A 21,291-nucleotide genomic window follows, 5' to 3' on the forward strand; every position below is an offset into this window, starting at 1 on the left:
AGAGCAGGTTTTCTGTGTGTTATGATTTTTTGTGAAAGACTAAATTTAGTTTACATTAGTATTTTGGACTTCAATATTTTCTGTAATTGATACAGGAATGCCGTTTTTGGTAAATCCCTCCAATCTAATCTCAAAAGTTCCAGATAAATCTGAAGTGTAAAATGAAGTTTCAGAATCGTTGTTTAACTGAACATCAGGATTCCAAAGCAATTGATTTCTAAAATCCGGAATTCTGTCATTGTCAGAACCACTTTCATATTTTACTTTATTGTAAATCTTTTTAGGCTGTGGTCTTAAGACAGTTGGTTTTGCTATAAAAGTTCCTGTTTGAGTGCTTTTAAAGTCTTTATTGAAAGTTGTAAAACTAATTAACCCGTTAAAAGATCTTGGTCCAACAAAATATCGCCCTATTATAAGTTCGATTTTGTAGACATTTTTCATGCTGTATAATGTCAAGTCATTTGCATTTTCTACATATTCGCCATCTACAAGAACAAGTGCAGATTCAGGAAGTTGAGGAAAAACATTAGGGTCGGTTACGTGTAAATAAAGATTGTTGTCTTTTTGCTTCGAATAAATTTCTACTACAACCTCAGTTATAGTCTCTTTTAAGGTTTTAAAGCGAGCATAGTCGTCTAAAATATATTCTTTTGCAACAGGATAATAGAATGCATCAGATGTAGGAGTTTTTTCGATATTGTCTACTTTTTTGTAAAAATATGCGTTTTCAACTTGGTTAGAAACCGATCTTTCTACTAAACTCTCTTTAAATGTATAAGATAGACTTGTGTTTTTTTCGAATGATAATTTAGAATAATCGATTTCTGGGCCATTATTCACTACAAGACTATAGGCACTCGCTTTTTCGTCTATAATCTGTAAAATTATATTTGGTGTGTAAAATGTTTTTCCAATATTGAAAATAAAGTTTCCATACATATCGGTTTTGACAACTTGAAAAGCAAAAGATTTTCCTGGAATAGACAATCCAACAGAAACATTTGCAATTTTATCACTGCCGTTTTTTGCAGAAATTGTTCCAGAAATAATTTCACCTCTAAGTTCTGGTAAAATTATTTTGGGGTCTTGCTTTTGAATATCCAATGCCATTGGGTAAGATGGATTTGAAGCAAAAGCAACCGCTGAAATTTTATCTGTAGCAGGAATATTATCTAGTTTTCTAACTGAAAGAGAATAATTTCCGTTTTTAAAATCAACGTTAGCAGATTGAATTTTTAAATCAACTAATTCTCTGTTAGTAAACGTTTTTTTATTCAGATTAAGAGAAATATTTTCGTTTTTTAAATTTACCGAAGAGTTTGCTTTCGCACTGCTAATTAAAATCTTTTCTGCATTAGTTTTTTCATCCGTTTTATACGGATTAATAATGTTGATGTTCAATTGGAACAATTCAGAAATAGGCTTATTCAGCATCCAATTAGTGTATCCAACTAATTTATAACTTCCCGTTTTTATAGTGGTCGGAATAAAGTAATCTCCTTGTCCAACTCCATTTTCGAGTGCGATTTTAGTTTTAAAAACCGATTTTTGATTGTTGTCAACAATTTCAATATAGGCGATTTTGCTTATATTACTTGGTGTTTTATCAGACGATTTTAGGCAATAAACTTTGTATAATAAAGTTTCACCTGTAACAAATGATGTGGCATTAGAATGAACATATAGAGTTTCATCTAAAGAAATTGTCTGTTGTGCTCTGCTAAATTGTGTATTAATTAATACAAACAATAAAATGATGTGTTTTAGTCTATCCAAAATGGTGGTTTTATGTTAGATGAAAAAGAGGTACAGTCTCCGCATACAGCATCTACCATGATGTATTTTGGACCACTGTCTGATATGTAGGTGTTTAGGTTACGATTTATATTGTAAATCATTGTCTCTCCTTCACAATCGATTCCGCCAAAGCAAAATAGATATGGAATATCTTCGCATGTATTGAAATAAGGAATCGGCTTGTTTGGAAAAAAGTCGTTATAGTTAAAGAATATTCTTTGTTCTGAATAAGATGCGACATCAAAAAATCCAATGACTTTTGTTGACGAATCATTAATGCATCTTATATTTCCAGAAATCAGACCTGGCTGTTTTGGAGATAAAATGCTTTCTGAACTTGCTATATCTCTCAATGTCTTGTGAAAAGTGTAAGCCTCTACATTTTCTATATATTGTTTAACTAATATACTGTACCGGTGACCAATAATGTAATTATTTTCTTCAATAAATCGTATTGGTAAGTTTACGCGATCTTCTGCTTGATCATTAGTATTTACTAAAATAATATTTGTTGACTTATTATTAGAATAGCAAGTTTTTGTACTTGGATCGTTATTAATTAAATTAACAGTTTGTGGACCAGTTGTAATAATTTTTAATGATGACCATCTAGGCGCAACAACTTTATACGACTCTTCATATTCGTATCTATAATAGATTGAAGATCTTGTTGGATCATAACTATTAACATTAATCTGAACACCAGTTTCATTGTCTTTATTTACGGCAAGAGCAGGAACAACACTTTGAATTGGATTTACTGTTGTTAATGTTTGCTGACTTGACTGGTAAATTTTTCCGTCTTTAGTAGTGATTTCTAATGTGTATTTTACATCTGGAAGAGCCTCAAAAGCCTCCTGAGATTTATACACTCCCGAGCTTTCTACAAACAGATATTCATTTCTCTGATCATCTTTAACTATTACTTTAGCACCCGTTTCAACTGCTACATCTTCATCTTCGAATTTTGAAGTTTTAGTAATTTTTATTTCCTGATTTTGAAGTTCGTTTGTTAGTGTTGCTTCAACAACTATTATCTCTTCATAAGTGTTTGTTAAAAGCGGATATGTTTCTGTACAACCGCTAAAGACGATTGTAAGAAGCGTTACAAGGATTGTATTTTTTATTATCTGAAATTTCATGGCTTAAATATATTCATTGGATCTTGTTAATGACTTTTATTAAAAATCATTGTTATTTAATTATCTACCCAAAACGGAGGTTTTATACTCGATGCAATTGTTGTGCAATCTCCACATGGGGCGTCAACCCAATAGGTAAAGCCACCAGTTCCTGTTCCAGAATAATAGGCTATTTTTTCAAGAGATAAATCATCTGCATAATGTCCCCAATGCGAGCATGGATCAGGAACTAAATTTTCATCTGTTGAGTAGCAAAACTCTTGACATTCTACAATATAAGGCGGAGGAAATTTACCTGGAAATAAATCCGCATAATTAAAATAAATTCGTTCTGTCGATACTGAGCATACATCAAAATACCCTGAGATTTTACTGTCGCTATTAACAGCTCTTAAATTTCCCAATAAAAAACCTGGTTGAGTGGGAGAAACAATAGTGCCTCCTGAGGCTGCAGTTTTTTTTAAGGTATTATAATAATTATACGCTGCTTGACTTTCTACATATTGTCTAACCAAAATACTATATCTGTGTGTAATAATATAATCTTGGTCGTTAATAAAACGAATTAAATAATCTACACGATCTTCTTTTAGATTGTTTGTGCTTTGCAGCATTAATTCTACATTTTTTTTAGAACCATAGCAAGTTTTGGTATCTGGTGAATTCGGGACAAAAATTGGAGTATTTGTACTAGAAACCCATTCAATTTTTGTAGGCCTCCACTTTGGCGCAATAACTTTATAGGTTTCCTCATATTCATATCTGTAATAAGTTGATGTGTCGGTAGGATCAAAGCTATTTACACGGATGCCAACCCCATTTACACCATCTTTTTCTTCAATTGCTGCCACTACACTTTGTATAGGAGTTACAGTTGTAAGTGTTTCTGGAGATGATTCAAAAGATCTGCCGTCTTTGGTCTTAATATGTAACTGATATTTAACATTAGGCACTGCTTGAAATTCTATATCCGATACATATTTTTCAGAATCGTCGCTAAAATTATATTGATTGCCAGCATCATCAGTAATAAAAACTTCAGCCCCACTTTCTGAAAGGTAGCCTTCGTCTTCAAACTTAGCAGATTTGGTGAGTTTTATTTCCTGTTTTTTAAGCTCATTGGTTAGGTTGGCTTCAACTATAATTACTTCTTCAAATCTGTTTGTAACTAGCGGATATGCTTCTGTACAGCTATTAAAGAAAGCTGTAAGAAACGATAGCAGAATTATATTTTTTATTAAATGAAATTTCATTGCTTGGTAATTCTTTTTAAGTTGATTTAATCTTTTAAAAACTAGATAACTTTTATTTAATCTACCCAAAAAGGAGGCTTTATGTTAGATGCAATTTTTGTACAGTCTCCACAAGGAGCATCTACAAAAAATGTTTCAAGGTTGTTGATGCCATTTCCTGAATAATAGGTTATTACTCCGCGAGGAAGATCTTGCGTATAAGAACAACAGCGCGTGCAGGGAACAGGGTTAAAAGGGTATTCTGCATAACAAAATTGTGTGCAATCAACAGCATACGGAGGAGGGAATTTACCCGGAAATAAATCCTCATAGTTGAAATAAATCCGTTCCGTAGAAACAGAGCATACATCAAAATATCCTGTTATTTTACTGTCGCCATTAATCGCTCTTAAATTACCCAATAAAAGGCCAGGCTGAGTTGGAGAAGTAATAGTTCCTCCAGAGACAGCTGTTTTGTTTAGCGTGTTGTAATAACTATAAGCACCAAGACTTTCTACATATTGCTTAACCAAAATACTGTATCTGTGTGTAATGATATAATCTTGATCACTAATAAATCGGATCAAATAATCTACACGGTCTTCTTTTAGCTTGTTTGTATTTTGCAACATCAATCCGACACTTTTTTTAGAGCCATAGCAAGTCTTGATATCTGGTGAATTTGGGACAAAAACAGGAGATCCGCTACTTATGTCAAGCTTTGTTGGCAACCATTTTGGTGCAATGACTTTGTATGTTTCCTCATACTCATATCTGTAATAACTAGACGTAGCTGTGGGATCAAAGCTGTTTACACGAATGCCAACACCATTAATACCGTCTTTTTGTTCAATCGCAGCTACGACACTTTGCATAGGCGTGATAGTGGTAAGCGTTTCTGGCGCTGATGCAAATGACCTGCCGTCTTTAGTATTAATGTGTAATTGGTATTTGGTGTTTGGAACTGCCTGAAATTCTATATTCGAAACATACTTGCCAGCATCTTCACTAAAACTATATTTGTTATCAGCATCGTCGGTAATAAAAACCTCCGCTCCAGTTTCAGACTGATAATCTTCATCTTCAAACTTAGCAGATTTGGTCAATTTTATTTCCTGTTTTTTTAACTCATTAGTTAGGTTAGCTTCAACAATTAGCACATCTTCAAATCTATTAGTTATTAACGGATATGCTTCTGTGCAACTATTAAGAACAATAGCAGCCACAAGTACAATAAAAATCTTGTATAGACTGTAATTTTTCATTTTAGTGCTAAAATTTAAAATTATAAGTAATACTTGGTACTGGTATTGAGAAAATAGATGTTTTATATCCTTTTACTTTTCCACTTGGATCTGTTACGAAATAAATAGAATAAGGATTATTTCTTCCTAGAACATTGTAAATTGAAATATTCCAGAAACTATGCGCTAACTTTTTAATTTTATGATTTCCTTCAATGTTGATTCCAATATCTAAACGAATATAATCTGGAATTCTATAAGCATTTCTGTCACTATACAAAGTATATTCTGAATTTCCATATTGGAAAGTACCGATAGGATATGTTATAGGTCTTCCTGTTTGATATAAGAAGTTCGTTGATAAACTGTAACGTTTTGTAAATCTATAATTTAAAATTGCACTTAAATCATGAGGCTTATCAAAGTTAGCAGGGAAATATTCTCCGTTATTTACAATTTCTGAACTAAACTGGCTATCAAGTTTGATAAAGGTGCGAGAATACGTATATCCAACCCAACCGTTTAATCTTCCAGTTGATTTCTTTAGCAATAACTCAACTCCGTATGCTTTTCCTTCGCCTTGTAAAAGTTCAGTTTCCACATTTTGATTAAGTAATAATTGAGCACCAACTTTATAGTCTAGAATATTTTTAGATTTTTTGTAATATCCTTCTAAGCTTACTTCGTATTCTTCGTCTTTTAAAGTTTTAAATAATCCTAATGAAACTTGTTGAGCAGTTTGCGGTTTTACATTCGAATCAGATAATTTCCAAGTATCTGTTGGAGATTGAGTAACATTGCTTGATAATAAATGAATGTACTGGCGAGTTACATCATAACCTGCTTTTACAGAGAAATCTTCTGTAAGGAAATAACGTGCAGCAATACGAGGTTCCAATCCTCCGTAGGTTTGTATAACTTCATTATTTTTATAAGTCGTTGTTCCTGTTACTGTTTCGTCGCTTAATGGTAAACCTGGCGAATAAGTGTTTGCATTTCCAGGGCCTAATGCCATGTAATAAGAGTACCTTAATCCAAGATCAATGAGTAATTTATCATTGAATTTATAACTATCCGACAAATAAACGGCAGATTCTAATGCTTTTTCTTTTTCAACATCTGTAGAAATTAAGGTAGCTTCTGGTTTTGTAGGATGTTGGTATCCAGGTGAAATATTGTATAATTTACTTGCAACACCATAAGACAAAGTATGTTTTGGGTTTAGCTGGTAATTGAATTTTGCTTGTAATTGCGATTCGTTTACTTTGTAACCAAAATCAAATGAATTTATGTCATCAGTATCATAGTCAATATTGAATTTGTATTCACTATTTGTGAAAATGAAAGCCGCTTTACTTTTTTTGTTAAAAGTATGATCCCATTTAATAGAAGCTAATCTGTTGCTGTATTTGAAAATAGAATCAGAATCTAAGCTAAAACGGTCATGGCTGTAATATGCAGTCGCTTCTAAGTTGTTGTTTGCATTAATTGCATTATTATACTTTAAAATTCCATCATAAAATCCAGCTTGACTGTTTTTTAAATCTTCGTTGTCAAGTGCTTTTAAAATCCAGTCCGAATACGTTGCACGACCACCAACAATAATGCTCGATTTGTTTTTTTCTATTGGAACGCTAAGAGTAAGATTTGAAGTAATAGGGCCAATAGCACCTTCTCCAGAGAATTTTTCTTGGTTACCATTTTTTGTTGTGATATCAAAAACAGAAGATAATCTTCCTCCAAAATCTGCAGGAATACTTCCTTTGTAGATATCAGCTTTTTTTGTTGTGTATGGATTGATCGCAGAGAAGAATCCTAAAAAGTGTTGCGGATTATACAATACCGCATTGTCCATAAGGATTAAGTTTTGATCGTCTTTTCCGCCTCGAACGTTAAATCCGGCAGAACCTTCACCAGTAGTTTTAATACCCGGAAAAGTAGTAGCAACTTTAAGAATATCTCTTTCACCAAGAATTAAAGGAACATTTTTGATTCCTTCAATATCAATAGAAACTAAACCAGAAACAGTAGTTTCAGTAGTTTTTTGTCCTTTCTTTTTAATTACAACTTCATCAAGCTGATTTGATTTCTCATTAATATTAATATCAAACTGACCGTCATCATAAACCATTAAAGTTCTAACTACTTCTTTGTGGCTTAAAGATTTAATTTCAATAATATTAATACCTCTCGGAAGCTGCAATGTATAATTTCCATCAAGATCTGTAGAAGTGTTTATATTTTTATTGCGGATTTTAATGTAAATATTTGGCTCTGCCTTGCCAGTTTCTTCGTTTTTGACAGATCCTGAAACCGTAAAAGTTTTTCTAGTAGATTCTTTATTTTCTTTACCAATAAAGACAATTGCAGATTTTTTGTTCACCGTATAGCTGCTCAAAGAATCATATTGCTGATGAAATACAGGATTCTCACTGTCGTTATTATTTTGATTGGTTTCAACTGGCGCATCAGCAAAATAATTTGCTGGCAAAGTATCATGAATGGTGCTGTTTAAAGTAAAAATTACTTTGTTCTTTAGAATGATATAGTTTAAATCTGTTTTGCTTAATACTTTATTAAGTAAATCATCGACTTTTATATCAGTGTAAGTCCCAGAGATTAATCCTTTCTCAGCATTAACCCAAGTCGGATCAAAGTAAAATTTATATGAAGTTGCTTCTTCAATACGTTTAAGCGTATTAGCTAATGTCTCGTCTTTAAGGGTGATAGATAATTTCTCATTCGTATTTTGTGCAAAAGACAATTGAAAAGAGAAAACGATAAGTAAGGAGAGTAAAATTTTTTTCATTTGTCTTATTTGCTTGATATTGACTGAGAGTTAAAAGTGTATTTCATCAAATTTTTCATAAATTGATTTAAGTCGGAATTTTTTAATTCTCTATTCAATAAATAAAACCCATTGATTTGTTTTTTCTGATCTGGAAATAATTTAACAAGGTCGCTTTTACCCTTTATTGCATAAATTTTGCCTTTTAAATCAATAAAAAAGGAGTTGTTTTCTTTGAAAGTAAAATAAAGACTGCTTTCGTAAATTGTTTTTTGCATGTCTTTGTGATGTTTGGTATACAAAATTAACTCCGGAGCAATTTTACTTTCTTCGTAGTAACCTGTAGTAAATTCAGGAATGTCTTCGTTCTTTCTTTCTCTTTTGATAAAATTTTTATCTTGGATAGAAAACGAACTGACTTTGTTCTGAATTAGATTTATACCAATGTTTTCAGAACCTCCATCAGGATTTAAAACCAATATATCTCTATAGATGTCGTATTTAATTTTAACATCATAATAAGTTTGGTTTTCATAGGTGACTCTGCCTAATTCGTATTTATTTATTAAATACAAATGGATGTCATTTCCTAAAGTTCTGAATGAGTTTGTGTGTGGTACCCCATTGTTTATATCCAGATTACTTCTGCCTACAGTAGTATCAAACCAATTGTAAGTGTTGATGTCATTACTAGTTTGACTCTGGATCGGATGAATGTTTAAGAATAATTCAAATAAAATGAGAAAAACGATTTTTTTTTGGTAATTTTTCAAAGGATTTAATGGTTTTATTGGTTGTTTTGGAAGAATCCAAAAGTATAAAAAAAAGGTTACAAATAAAACGCTAATTTGTTAAATTGTGATAAAAAACTTATGGAGGCCTCTAAAAGGTATTGTAGAACTATTAAAATTTAGAATTTTTATTAAAATATTTGAAAAATGATTTTGAGATAATGAATTTTTGATTTTATATCAAAAACATCTATTTTGTAGGAATGGAAAAATAGAATGAAATGTATAGAAATTCAAAAACCCCAATTCAAATAAATGAATTAGGGTTTTCTAAGATTTCTTTCAAAAAAACAAATCGACCTGTGAATTTATCTTTTCTAGATAATAATCTATTTTCCGAATGGTTCGATTAAAGAAAAGATTTTGTTCCTTAATGCCAGACTGGTTTAAAGGAATTGAGTTAGTTATTTGTTGTTTAAAAAACTGAAGAACATTTTGGCAACTCTCATCATTATCAGTGATAAAATATCCAAGAAGTGTATAAGGAACAAACATCGTTAGTTTCTCTTCTGTTTCTATAAGCATATTGTTGTTCAATAATATCAGCTCATTGTAATAAATAGAAAACTTTTCAGTTGGCTCATTACATTTTGTTTTTATAAGATTTATAATTCTTTTTAGATCAGCACAAAGAGCATTTGCGCTTTTTAAATTTAAAAGGCCTGCTTCGTAAAAATATAAGATTTGTTGCAGACTGCTGTTTACGGTAGTATCGTTCCATACTTCATTTACAAAAGTATTCTCGTATGTTTTTTTTAATTTTTGCATGTATTCTGAAAAGGATTCATCTACTACAAAATTTTCGAAAGCAACTTTTTTCTGATTAGAATTTAAAAGATTAAGCCATACAAAAGCTTTGAATTTTGATAAAATTGTGCCATCCATAAAGTAAAACAGCGGAATATCTTTTGCTGAATAAAACAACGTTGCTTTCTTGTTTTTTATTAATGCCTCTATATTTTCAGAAGATGATTTGAAATAGTGAAGCATATCTTTTAAATCTCTAATCTCAATTGTTTTTTCGACAACTACTTTTTCTTTATTTGAAAACAAATTGTCTAACGAAATGTTGAAATGATCTGCCAATCGAACCGTTTCATCAATCGAAAACTTACTTTTTTGAGATATTCTCCGATGCGATGCATCATAACTAATTTCTAATACAGAAGCTATTTCCTCTATTAGGGAAGCTGATTTAACGATTTTGCTCCGAATTGATTTTAATAATAATTCCTGATATTTCATAATTTGCGATAATCGCAAATATAAGAATTTGTTTTATTAGTTATTGCAAATTGAAATGCGATATTTGCAATAGGTTTACCTAGTAATTATTAAAGAAAAATACTGTTTGTTTGGAATATTAATAATAAAAGGTCAGTGCCTTTTTTAAACTTGTAAAAATGAAAAGAGTTCCCTTATTGCTTATTGCTATTCGATTACTGTTGGGCTTTGTAATGATTTTAATCGCTAATAGTAATTTTGTCCATGTTAGAATGATTTTAGTTTCATTAATGATATTTGGATTATTGACCGATATTTTTGACGGTATCATTGCTCGAAAAGTTGGTGTCTCTTCAGAGAAATTGAGACGTATGGATAGTCAGGTTGATTTAGTTTTCTGGATTTGCGTAGGCTGGTGTGCGTGGTTGTTAAATCCTGAGATAATTTTGGAGCATAAATATGCTATTGTTTCAATTTTTGTTATGGAAGGTTTGACCTATGTTTTTAGTATTTTAAAGTTTGGAAAAGAAACCTGTACTCATGCTCTCTTATCTAAATTATGGGGAGTTACTTTATTAACAGCCTTTATTTCGATGATTGGTTTTGGTTATGCAGGAATTCCTTTTTTTCTTGCGGTATTTTTTGGAATAATAGGGCATATCGATGTTTACCTGATAATTTATTTTTTACCGAAATGGACACACGATGTTCCTAGTTCTTATCATGCTTATTTGATTCGAAATGGGAAATCAATTAAGAGACATAAATTGTTTAATGGATAAATGTAATTAATGAATTGCATCTTTAATTTATTATTGCTTTAATTTTTTAAAACGAAAAACCCCAATTCAAATAAATGAATTGGGGTTTTCTATGAATAAACCTTTAGTAAACTAAGATCTGATTACTCTTTTTTCTCCTCACGTGGAGGTCTTGGAATAAGTGCTTTTCTTGACACTTTTTCTTTTTTTGTTTTAGGATCAATGCCTAGGTATTTTACTTCAAATACATCGCCCATGTTTACAACATCGGTTACGTTTTCAGTACGTTCCCAAGCTAATTCAGATACGTGTAATAAAACTTCATTTCCTGGTGCAGAAGTATATTCTACTACAGCTCCAAAATCTAACATTTTAATTACTTTAACTTCGTAAGCTTCTCCCATTTGTGGTTTGAAAGTGATTGACTTAATTTTAGCCAATACCGCTTCAATTCCAGCAGGATCTGTACCTAAGATTTCGATAACACCTTGCTCGTCAACTTCGTTGATAACAATAGTTGTTCCAGTAGCTTTTTGTAATTCTTGAATTACTTTTCCACCAGGTCCAATTAATGCTCCAATAAAGTTTCCAGGAATAGTTCTTGTAATGATTTTTGGTGCGTGTGCTTTTACGTCAGCTCTTGGAGTTGCAATAGTTTCAGTTAATTTTCCTAAAATATGCAAACGTCCGTCACGAGCTTGAGATAAAGCTTGTTCCATAATGTCATAACGTAAACCATCAATTTTGATGTCCATTTGACAAGCAGTGATACCGTCAGCAGTTCCAGTTACTTTAAAGTCCATATCTCCTAAGTGATCTTCATCACCTAAAATATCAGACAATACAGCAAATTTCTCCCCGTCAGTAATCAATCCCATAGCAATACCAGAAACTGGTTTTACCATTTGAACTCCAGCATCCATCAAAGCCATTGTTCCAGCACAAACCGTTGCCATAGAAGAAGAACCGTTAGACTCTAAAACCTCAGAAACAACACGAATTGTATAAGGACAATCTGCAGGAATCATATTTTTTAATGCTCTTTGAGCTAAGTTACCGTGACCAACTTCTCTTCTTGAAGTTCCTCTTAATGGTTTTGCTTCACCAGTTGAGAAAGGAGGGAAGTTATAGTGTAAGTAGAATTTCTCTTCACCTTGTTCAGATGGAGAATCGATTTGGTTAGCTTCTCTAGAAGTTCCTAAAGTTACTGTAGCCAAAGCTTGAGTTTCTCCACGTGTAAATAAAGAAGATCCGTGAACTCTTGGTAAATAATCAGTTTCACACCAAATTGGTCTGATGTCTGTAGTTTTTCTACCATCTAAACGAACTCCTAATTCTAAAACTACATTACGAACAGCTTCTTTGTTTGTTTTGTAGAAATATTTAGAAACTAAATCACCATCAGCAGCTAATTCTTCTTCAGTAAATAAAGCTTTTACTTCTTCTTTTACTTCAGCAAATGCAGCACCTCTTTCGTGTTTAGCTGAACCAACTTTTGCAATAGCATAGATTTTATCGTATGCTGCAGCTTTTACTTTTTTGTAAATTTCTTCGTTTTCTTTCTCACCTTCGTAAGTACGAATTTCTTTTTTACCAAAAGCAGCTTGTAAACGTAATTGTGCTTGAATTTGAACTTTGATAGCCTCGTGAGCGAATTTAATAGCTTCGATCATTTCAGCTTCTGAAATTTCTTTCATCTCACCTTCAACCATCGCTACAGAATCCATAGAAGCTCCAATCATCATGTCGATGTCTGATTTTTCTAATTCTTCTCTGCTTGGATTGATAACCAATTTTCCGTCGATACGTGCAACACGTACTTCAGAAATTAAGTTATAAAACGGAATGTCTGAAACTGCTAATGCTGCAGAAGCTGCTAAACCTGCTAAAGCGTCTGGCATAACATTTTCGTCGTGAGACATTAACTGAATCATAACTTGTGTTTCAGCGTGGTAATCGTCTGGGAAAAGCGGACGCAATACACGGTCAACTAATCTCATTGTCAATACTTCGCTGTCGCTCGGACGTGCTTCTCTTTTAAAGAAACCTCCAGGGAAACGACCTGCTGCTGCGAATTTTTCGCGGTAATCTACCGTTAATGGTAAAAAATCAACCGCTGGGTTTGATGTGCGAGCTGAAACTGCTGTTGCAAGAATCATTGTGTCGCCCATTCTTACTACTACAGAACCATCAGCTTGTTTAGCTAAACGTCCTGTCTCGATTGTGATGCTTCTGCCATCACCTAAATCGATCTTTTCTACAAATAATTGTGGAATCATAAATTTTTTCCTTATTGATTATACAATGGGTTTTAGTTGTGTTGTAGTTGTTGTGTGTGTAGTTGTTGTTATCTAAAACCCAATGAAAAACCAAACTTTTTTTCTTGTAATATTATGCGTGTAATGTAAAAACAAAAAGAGGCACTTTCGCACCTCTTTTCTATATTGATTATTTTCTGATATTCAATACTTTGATAATCTCACGATATCTGTTGATCTCTTTCTTTTTCAAGTAATCCAACAATGATCTTCTTTTACCTACTAATAGTACAAGAGAACGCTCAGTGTTGTAATCGTGACGATTTTTTTTCAAGTGTTCAGTTAAGTGAGAAATTCTATAAGTGAACAATGCAATTTGACCTTCTGCGCTTCCAGTGTTTGTTGCGCCACCGTGTTGTGCGAAAATCTCTTCTTTCTTTTCTTTGCTTAAATACATTCCAATATTATTTAATGATTTTTATGTATGTCATACAACTTTTGTAAGACGGATGCAAAATTAGATTAAAAAAACAGAAAAATCAAAAAAAAATAAAAGAATCTAAAAATAAGGGCTAATAAATTTGTTTTTAATGATTTACACTCCTTATTTTTATCTTATTCCAGTCTGTTTTACTTTAACTTCTGTGCTTTTTTTCCAGATTGCTTTTCGCTTAAAGAAGAATAAGAGAATTTGATATTATTTGCATCAGTGCTTACGCCTGAAATTAAAACTCCATGATCATAATTTTCTACAAATGTGATTTTTCTAATAGCATCGCTTCCTTCCCAAACACCTTGTTTTAATCCGTCTTTTATAGTTCCTTTTTGTGTTACAAATTGATCTTTTTCCTCATAATCTCCATTTCCGTCAACTACGGTCTGACTTTTGTCTTCATCCCAACAGTTAAGAACTAAAGTTTGTGTTTTCTTGGTTTTCGGATCCCAAAGATTCTGTTTTTCACATTTTTTGCTTTGGTTTTCGTACCAATTAATCTCTTTTCCGTTTTTATGATCTTCAGAATAATTGACAACAGTTTGTTTTGCTCCGTTTTTATAATAGTAAATAAACTCACCGTCTTTTTTTAAAACATCGCGATCCAGAGTAGAGCCAGTCATTTTCTTTCTTCCGTTTTTGTAAAAATCTGTTACAACATAGCGTACACTTTTTTGAGAATAATTGGTAATTACTCTTGTATAAGCATGGTTCTCTGGTGTGCATTCACGATTTAAGGAGTCTAAAAAGATTTTTTTAGAAACCATACTAATTTGTGCAGACAGATGAACTGAAATTATCAGAAGTAAAAAGAGAAAGATGTTTCTTTTCATTCAGTGCTATTTTTTATCTTAAAAATAGTTCTTCTAGAATAATTTAGCAACTTCTTGATTTACAAATTCTAAAAATCTTTCGTCAGCTTCTGTAAAAGGATCAATAACATGGCTGTCAATATCAATCTGACCAATGTTTACTCCATTAACAAAAAGAGGTACCACAATTTCAGATTTTACAGTCAAACTGCAGGCAATGTAGTTGTCTTGTGCTTTAACATCTGGCACAACAAAATTAGCATTGCTTTCTGCTACCTGCCCGCAAATTCCTTTTCCAAACGGAATAACCGTATGATCTGTTTCTGCGCCAACGTAAGGCCCTAAATGTAAAGTTTTAGCGTCATGATTAGCAAAATAAAATCCAACCCAGTTGTAATACTCTACGTTTTCATTTAAAAGCTGGCATACTGCCAATAGTTTTTCGTCTCTATTTGTTTCATTACCAGCGATAATTTTGCTTATTTTTGGTTCTAATTCTTGAAATGTCATAATGTAAAAATTTTATACAAAAGTATTTAAAGCTAAATTCAAAAAATACATAAATTTGAAAAAAAAAATCTCTTGAAAAAATATTTAGTCCAGTTTAAACCATTTCTGATTTTCGTAAGCATCTTTTTCTTGACATATATTGTCCTTACTTTGCTTTACAAATTTTATTTGAACAGTTATCAAGCCGAAGATCTTGATGCTGTGACAATGTTGTCTGGAAGAAATTCAGAGCAATTGCTCAAATTATTAAATTATGATATTATAATTCAGAAAAGCTCACAAAATCCGTGGCAAGAGATTATCCTTAATGGTAGATTTATTGCGCGTATAACCGAGGGATGTAACGCTGTGAGCGTGATGATACTCTTTGTGTCGTTTGTTGCTGCTTTTTCGGCAAGTTTTAAAAAGACATTTTTATTTATAATCTTAGGTCTTCTATCTATTTATGTTTTGAATGTCATTAGAATTTCCCTTCTAATAGTGCTTGTATATAATTATCCTCAATATACCCGATTTCTGCATGGGACTTTTTTTCCTTTAATGATCTACGGATATGTTTTTATTTTATGGATTTTCTGGATCAATAGATTTTCAAAATATGCTAAATAAATTAAAAGAGAATAAATTTAAAATTATTACTGCAATTGTTGTGGTGATAGGCTTTGCTTTGATTAGATCATTTGAAAAAAAGCTTTTCTATGATCCCTTTTTGGGATATTTTAATGCCGATTTTCATTCAAGTCCTTATCCTGAAGTGCAAACTTTCAAACTTTTCTTTGGACTTTTTCTGCGTTATTTTTTAAATTCAGCATTATCTCTTTGGCTCATCTACGCCTTGTTTCAGGATCAAGATATTTTTAAATTTACCTTATTTATTTATGCCTTCTTTTTAGTTGCACTTTTAGTGGCATTTTATATTATACTCCATTTTTTTCCAGATGGTGGCTGGCTTCTTTTTTATGTAAGGAGATTTATAATTCAGCCTATTTTGGTGCTTTTATTTATTCCTGGATTTTATTATCAGCTTCAAAAAGCCAAAAAATAACATTTGTTTTAGTTTTTTATCGACAGTTTTTTGAATAGCTTTGCAACATGAATTTGAAAAAGTGCACGGGTCTATTTTTAGCGTTCCTTTTATTGGTTTCCAATATTGGGTTTGCTTTTGATGTGCACTATTGCGGAGGAGAAATCGCTTCAGTTTCTTTAAAAACTACAGCAGAGCCTGTTGTCGAAAAGAAATGCTGCGGTTCTAAAGAGAAAAAAAACTCTTGCTGCAAAGACAAAGTTGTTCATTTCGAAAAAAAATCAGATGATGCAACAATCAAATTCTTCTTTTTTCAATTTGCTTTCCCAGCACCTATACAAGATTACCAACCTCTTGTCTTTTTAGAAATTCCAAATTTTAAAAAGAAAGAAGTTCTTTCGTATTACGCTGATGCGAATGCGCCCCCCTTATTCAAATTATACCACCAGTATATTTTCTATTCCTGATTTTAATGTTAAGATGCACTGCAAGTCTTGATTAAGACTTTGTATTTACATTTTTGTTTGCTTTCGCTTTTCGCGGAAAGCAAGAATGTAACTCTATTTCAACATTAAAATCATTTTTTATGCAAAAAAATATAATGCTTTTTGTAGCGTTTTTGCTTTCTGTATCTGTGTTTTCGCAAGAAGATTTAGAAGAAGTGAAAATCACTAAGAAGCAAAAAGGAATTAAAAAATCCTATACGTTAACAGCCAATACTTCATTAATTACCAGTAAAGAACTGCTTAAAGCTGCATGTTGTAATTTGGCTGAAAGTTTTGAAACTAACCCATCAATTGATGTCAATTTTTCTGATGCCTTAACAGGGACTAAGCAAATCAAAATGCTTGGATTGACTAGTCCGTATTTAATGATTACGGAAGAAAATATTCCTTCTGTTCGTGGTGCTTCTCAAGCTTACGGATTGTCATTTACGCCGGGAACTTGGATCGAAAGTGTTCAGATTACCAAAGGAGCTGGGAGTGTTATAAATGGTTATGAAAGTATTTCGGGTCAAATTAACACAGAACTTTTAAAGCCTTTAAATGATATTCCGTTTTTCTTGAATGCTTATGGTTCAACCGATTCTCGTTTTGAATTAAATACCCATTTCAATAAAAAATTATCAGATAAATGGGCGACAAGTTTATTTGTTCACGGAAATGCGCGTGTAGCCAAAAATGATATGAACAATGATGGTTTTCTAGATAATCCGCTAGGTAAACAAATCAATGTTTTAAACCGTTACCAATATTACAATCCAGAAAGTGGTTTGGTTAGTTTTATCAATTTCAGATATATGAATGATAAAAAGCAAACTGGAGAAGTTGATTTTGATAAAGATCGCGATCGAGGAACAACCAATTATTGGGGTTCTGAAATTAATACAGAACGTTTTGATGTTTCTACTAAAATCGGATATGTATTTAAGGATATGCCGTATCAAAGCATCGGATTTCAAAATGCTTTTAATAGCCATAAACAAGATTCTTATTATGGTTTAAATCAATACGATATCAAACAAAATAGCTTTTATTCTAATTTGATTTTCAATTCTATTATCAGTAATACGATGCACAAGTTTACAACCGGTTTGAATTTTAGTTACGATCAATATCAAGAGTTTGTGAATGTTACTGATGTTAGCAGAATTGATAATTCGGTTGGTGCTTTCTTTGAATATACTTATGATAACACAGATAATTTTAGTTTGATTCTAGGAGGTAGAGTTGACAATCATAATCGATTGGGAGTTTTTGTTACGCCGAGATTGCACATAAGATATAATCCTTGGAAAAATGGAGTCATTCGTTTTTCTGCAGGAAGAGGAAAACGTTCAGCTAATATTTTTGCCGAGAATCAACAGCTTTTTGCTAGTTCTAGAACGTTCTCAATTTTAGATTCTAACGGTAAAGTATATGGTTTAAATCCTGAAATTGCATGGAATTATGGAGTGAGTTTTTCACAGAAATTTAAAATTTTCAATAAAAACGCCGATGCAGGTTTTGACTTTTACAGAACAGATTTCCAAAATCAAGCTGTTGTAGATCTAATGCAGAGTCCACAGCAAGTTTTGTTTTATGATTTGAAAGGAAGTTCTTTTGCAAATAGTCTTCAAGTTGAATTTAACTATGAGTTGATTCATAACTTAAATTTGAGAACAGCTTACAAGTATTATGACATTCAAACCGATTATTTAAGAGGAACATTCCAACGTCCGCTTCAGGCTAAACATCGTTTCTTAGGGAATTTAGAATATGAAACAGAGATGAATAATGACAAGCAATGGAGATTTGATTTTACTTATAATTGGTCAGGGAAACAGCAATTGCCTTATACGGCATCAAATCCAACAGAAGATCAATTTCCTGACTTTTCACCAGCTTATGCGGTTATGAATGCTCAAGTAACCCGTGTTTTTTCATCTGTTTTTGAAGTATATGTGGGAGGAGAGAATATTGGGAATTACAAACAGCAAAAAGCAATTTTAGGAGCAAATGATCCTTTTGGACCTAATTTTGATGCATCAATAGCATATGCTCCAATTTTTGGGCAAATGTATTATGCAGGATTAAGATTTAAAATTAAATAAAAAATAAAGAAATTTCATAACAATAAATATTTAGAAAAATGAATAAGATAGTTTTAATTGCAATGATGGTTTTTTTAGGGTTTTCAGCTCAGGCTCAAACTAAGAAAAACAAAAACTTAAAATATGCTACAGAAGTAAATGGGAATTGCGAGCAATGTAAGAAACGAATTGAAAAAGCTGCTTATGGAGTTCCTGGTGTAAAAACGGCAAGCTGGGATGTGAGTTCGCATCAGCTTTCGGTAATTTTAAACGAAGAGAAATGTTCTCCTTCAGATTTAAATAAAGCGATTGCAAAGGCAGGTCATGATACTAAGGAAGTTAAGGCTACAGATACAGATTATGACAATTTGCACAGCTGTTGTAAGTATGTAAGAGAATAATACTAAGAGAAGCCCAGACAGATAGTCTGGGCTTTTTTTAATAGTTAATTTATGTTTAAAATACCGTATTTTATTGTTGTTAAGGTAAATTATTGTTACTTTCACAAACTTATAGATAACCAATTTCCCTTTTATGAATAATTTTGAATGGACCCAGCTATTAAACCCTGAATTTTATATTACATTAAGTGTTGGAGGTTTTCAGATTGGGTTGTTTATTGTTCTGTTTATAGTTTTTGCTGAGACAGGACTTTTTGCAGGTTTTTTTCTGCCTGGAGATAGTTTACTGTTTTTGGCAGGTATTTACAGTCGTGATCTAATAGAAAATGTTGCCTATATTCCGAATGACTTTTTAAATGTGCTTTTGCTAGCAACATCGGTTGCGATAATGGGAGTTTTAGGTAACATGACCGGTTATTGGTTTGGTGCAAAAAGCGGTTATTATTTATTTAAAAAAGAAGATTCGTTCTGGTTTAAGAAAAAGTATCTGCTTCAATCAAAAGATTTCTTTGAAAAATACGGCGGAAAAGCAATTATTTATGCACGTTTTCTTCCAATTTTTAGAACATTCGCACCAATTGTTGCTGGAATCGTTTCAATGGACAAAAAGAAATTTATGTTTTATAATGTTTTAAGTTCTTTCCTTTGGTCGTTTATATTAATTTTTGCAGGACATTATTTATATGGAGTATTCAATGATAGTTTTGGTATAGATTTGAAACATCATATTGAATACATTATTATAATTATTGTTATCATCTCAACATTTCCAGTATTAGTAAAACTCTTAAAAAAGAGGCCAAACGAAAAAATATAATTAAAAAATAAAATCATAAAAAAATCCGAAGCCTAAAACTTCGGATTTTTTTACGATTTATATAAACCAATAGTATGTTTTAGTTTAAATCAAATGAATTTAAGATTTAATGCTATTGATTTTTTGTAAAGCACTCTATAAAGATTGGAATTTTAAAATTTGAATATCAACTTTTAAAAACCTACCATTCATTTACCTTATTTGCGTCCATTTTAAGGAATATAAATAATAAAATGGTAAATCCCCAAAGTCCGGAACCTCCATATGAAAAGAAGGGTAGAGGAACTCCAATTGTTGGGAAAATTCCAATTACCATCGCAATGTTTACAAAGACGTGTATAAACAGAATTCCGGCAACGCAATATCCGTAAACCCGGCTGAATTTTGTTTTTTGTCTTTCTGCCAAATAAATCACTCTAAGAAGTAAGCTTACAAAAAGTAAAATTACGACCAAAGAACCCGCAAACCCCCATTCTTCACCAACTGTTGTAAAGATGTAATCGGTATGCTGTTCAGGAACAAATCCTCCCTTGGTTTGCGTTCCTTCAAGGAAACCTTTTCCAAGCCATCCGCCAGATCCAATTGCAATTTCAGACTGGTTGGTATTATATCCAATACCTTTCATGTCTACAGTTTTACCTAGCAAAATATTAAAACGGTCTCTGTGGTGTTGTTTAAAAACGTTATCGAATACATAATCAACAGAAAAAACGAACCCAGAAATTAAAAGCAATAAAATACCACTCAAGATTATATTTCTATCAACCACTCTACCTTTGAAATGTATAATCGCTAATACAACAAATGCCATTATAATAACAACGTATGGTTCTAAAACTAAAGTAAGAACGAAAAGCACAATGGTTATAAATGCAGTCCATACATACCAAGAAGGTAAACCTTCTCTATACAAAACAAGGATGAATACACTATAGATTAAAGCGCTTCCTGGGTCTGGTTGTGGTAAAATAAGCATTACAGGTAATAGCATAATGGCCAATGCCTGAATCTGCCTGTTGGTTTCTTTTAAATTGATTTGCGTGTCGCTTAAATATTTAGCTAAAGCTAATGATGTAGCTGCTTTTGCAAATTCTGAAGGTTGTATAGTAAAGCTTCCTATAGCATACCAGCATCTCTGTCCAGCAATTGTTTTTCCAAAAAGAAATAATCCTGCAAGCGATAACAGTGATACTCCGAATATGATACTGGCATATTTTTCGTAAAATTTTCCATCGACAAAAAGAACAACAAATATCAACGGAATTGTACAGCCAATAAAAATTAGCTGTTTTTGATAAGTACCATCTGTTGATAATAAAGAAGACGAATAAATATTAAGCCAACCTAAAGTTACCAGCGCAATGTAGATAAAGACACTTATCCAATCGATATTATTTTTTACACTTTGATTTTTCATTTTGAAAT

The 21,291-nt window shown here is 32.0% G+C and carries 19 protein-coding genes; 7 read left to right on the forward strand and 12 right to left on the reverse strand.

Features of this window, described 5'->3' with window-relative positions; translation table 11 throughout:
- Positions 1-45: 45 nt before the first annotated feature.
- From QLQ96_RS06995 to QLQ96_RS07025, 7 genes are all read right to left on the reverse strand, one after another.
- Positions 46-1,776, reverse strand: a complete 1,731-nt coding sequence (locus tag QLQ96_RS06995) for a hypothetical protein (RefSeq protein ID WP_482495824.1) — start codon at positions 1,774-1,776, stop codon at positions 46-48.
- Positions 1,764-2,939, reverse strand: coding sequence for a DUF4249 domain-containing protein (locus QLQ96_RS07000; protein ID WP_482495826.1), 1,176 nt, complete (start codon positions 2,937-2,939; stop codon positions 1,764-1,766). Before QLQ96_RS07000 ends, QLQ96_RS06995 begins: the two co-directional genes overlap by 13 nt.
- A gap of 56 nt (positions 2,940-2,995) precedes the next feature.
- A complete protein-coding gene (locus tag QLQ96_RS07005; protein WP_482495828.1) occupies positions 2,996-4,192 on the reverse strand; it encodes a DUF4249 domain-containing protein in 1,197 nt (398 codons plus the stop codon).
- 56 nt (positions 4,193-4,248) lie between these two features.
- Positions 4,249-5,436 carry a DUF4249 domain-containing protein gene (locus QLQ96_RS07010; protein WP_482495830.1) on the reverse strand — a complete coding sequence of 396 codons (1,188 nt, stop codon included), beginning with the start codon at positions 5,434-5,436 and terminating at the stop codon, positions 4,249-4,251.
- Positions 5,437-5,443: 7 nt separating this feature from the next.
- Positions 5,444-8,224: a TonB-dependent receptor gene (locus tag QLQ96_RS07015; RefSeq protein ID WP_482495832.1), complete on the reverse strand. Its 2,781-nt coding sequence runs from the start codon at positions 8,222-8,224 to the stop codon at positions 5,444-5,446.
- Positions 8,225-8,229: 5 nt separating this feature from the next.
- Complete coding sequence (locus QLQ96_RS07020) at positions 8,230-8,976, reverse strand: hypothetical protein (RefSeq protein ID WP_482495834.1); 747 nt, start codon at positions 8,974-8,976, stop codon at positions 8,230-8,232.
- Positions 8,977-9,276: 300 nt separating this feature from the next.
- On the reverse strand, positions 9,277-10,047 hold the full coding sequence (locus tag QLQ96_RS07025; protein WP_482495836.1) for a hypothetical protein: 771 nt from the start codon (positions 10,045-10,047) through the stop codon (positions 9,277-9,279).
- 350 nt (positions 10,048-10,397) lie between these two features.
- Here QLQ96_RS07025 and QLQ96_RS07030 point away from each other — a divergent pair, with 350 nt between their 5' ends.
- A complete protein-coding gene (locus QLQ96_RS07030) occupies positions 10,398-11,000 on the forward strand; it encodes a CDP-alcohol phosphatidyltransferase family protein (protein ID WP_482495838.1) in 603 nt (200 codons plus the stop codon).
- Positions 11,001-11,122: 122 nt separating this feature from the next.
- Here QLQ96_RS07030 and QLQ96_RS07035 read toward each other — a convergent pair whose 3' ends face one another.
- From QLQ96_RS07035 to QLQ96_RS07050, 4 genes are all read right to left on the reverse strand, one after another.
- Positions 11,123-13,258, reverse strand: coding sequence for a polyribonucleotide nucleotidyltransferase (locus tag QLQ96_RS07035; protein WP_482495840.1), 2,136 nt, complete (start codon positions 13,256-13,258; stop codon positions 11,123-11,125).
- Between the two features lie 169 nt (positions 13,259-13,427).
- Positions 13,428-13,694, reverse strand: coding sequence for a 30S ribosomal protein S15 (gene rpsO, locus QLQ96_RS07040; protein WP_089057420.1), 267 nt, complete (start codon positions 13,692-13,694; stop codon positions 13,428-13,430).
- 173 nt (positions 13,695-13,867) lie between these two features.
- Positions 13,868-14,563: a toxin-antitoxin system YwqK family antitoxin gene (locus tag QLQ96_RS07045; RefSeq protein WP_482495842.1), complete on the reverse strand. Its 696-nt coding sequence runs from the start codon at positions 14,561-14,563 to the stop codon at positions 13,868-13,870.
- Positions 14,564-14,596: 33 nt separating this feature from the next.
- Positions 14,597-15,052 carry a GAF domain-containing protein gene (locus QLQ96_RS07050; RefSeq protein ID WP_482495844.1) on the reverse strand — a complete coding sequence of 152 codons (456 nt, stop codon included), beginning with the start codon at positions 15,050-15,052 and terminating at the stop codon, positions 14,597-14,599.
- A gap of 72 nt (positions 15,053-15,124) precedes the next feature.
- Between QLQ96_RS07050 and xrtF the strand changes: the two genes are divergently transcribed.
- The 6 genes from xrtF to QLQ96_RS07080 all read left to right on the forward strand — a co-directional run bounded on the left by xrtF (position 15,125) and on the right by QLQ96_RS07080 (position 19,866).
- Positions 15,125-15,661: an exosortase family protein XrtF gene (gene xrtF, locus QLQ96_RS07055; RefSeq protein ID WP_482495846.1), complete on the forward strand. Its 537-nt coding sequence runs from the start codon at positions 15,125-15,127 to the stop codon at positions 15,659-15,661.
- Positions 15,651-16,097 (forward strand): exosortase F system-associated membrane protein, encoded by a 447-nt coding sequence (locus tag QLQ96_RS07060; protein ID WP_482495848.1) that lies wholly within the window; start codon positions 15,651-15,653, stop codon positions 16,095-16,097. Before xrtF ends, QLQ96_RS07060 begins: the two co-directional genes overlap by 11 nt.
- Before the next feature lie 47 nt (positions 16,098-16,144).
- On the forward strand, positions 16,145-16,543 hold the full coding sequence (locus QLQ96_RS07065; RefSeq protein WP_482495850.1) for an HYC_CC_PP family protein: 399 nt from the start codon (positions 16,145-16,147) through the stop codon (positions 16,541-16,543).
- Between the two features lie 119 nt (positions 16,544-16,662).
- Complete coding sequence (locus QLQ96_RS07070) at positions 16,663-18,669, forward strand: TonB-dependent receptor plug domain-containing protein (RefSeq protein ID WP_482495852.1); 2,007 nt, start codon at positions 16,663-16,665, stop codon at positions 18,667-18,669.
- A gap of 38 nt (positions 18,670-18,707) precedes the next feature.
- The gene (locus QLQ96_RS07075; protein ID WP_482495853.1) at positions 18,708-19,049 is read left to right on the forward strand and encodes a heavy-metal-associated domain-containing protein; all 342 of its coding nucleotides are present in this window, start codon (positions 18,708-18,710) and stop codon (positions 19,047-19,049) included.
- 133 nt (positions 19,050-19,182) lie between these two features.
- Positions 19,183-19,866: a DedA family protein gene (locus tag QLQ96_RS07080; RefSeq protein WP_482495855.1), complete on the forward strand. Its 684-nt coding sequence runs from the start codon at positions 19,183-19,185 to the stop codon at positions 19,864-19,866.
- Between the two features lie 181 nt (positions 19,867-20,047).
- Here QLQ96_RS07080 and rodA read toward each other — a convergent pair whose 3' ends face one another.
- Positions 20,048-21,283 carry a rod shape-determining protein RodA gene (gene rodA, locus QLQ96_RS07085; RefSeq protein ID WP_482495857.1) on the reverse strand — a complete coding sequence of 412 codons (1,236 nt, stop codon included), beginning with the start codon at positions 21,281-21,283 and terminating at the stop codon, positions 20,048-20,050.
- Positions 21,284-21,291: the final 8 nt, after the last annotated feature.

It is taken from the genome of Flavobacterium sp. B167r (assembly GCF_056824315.1).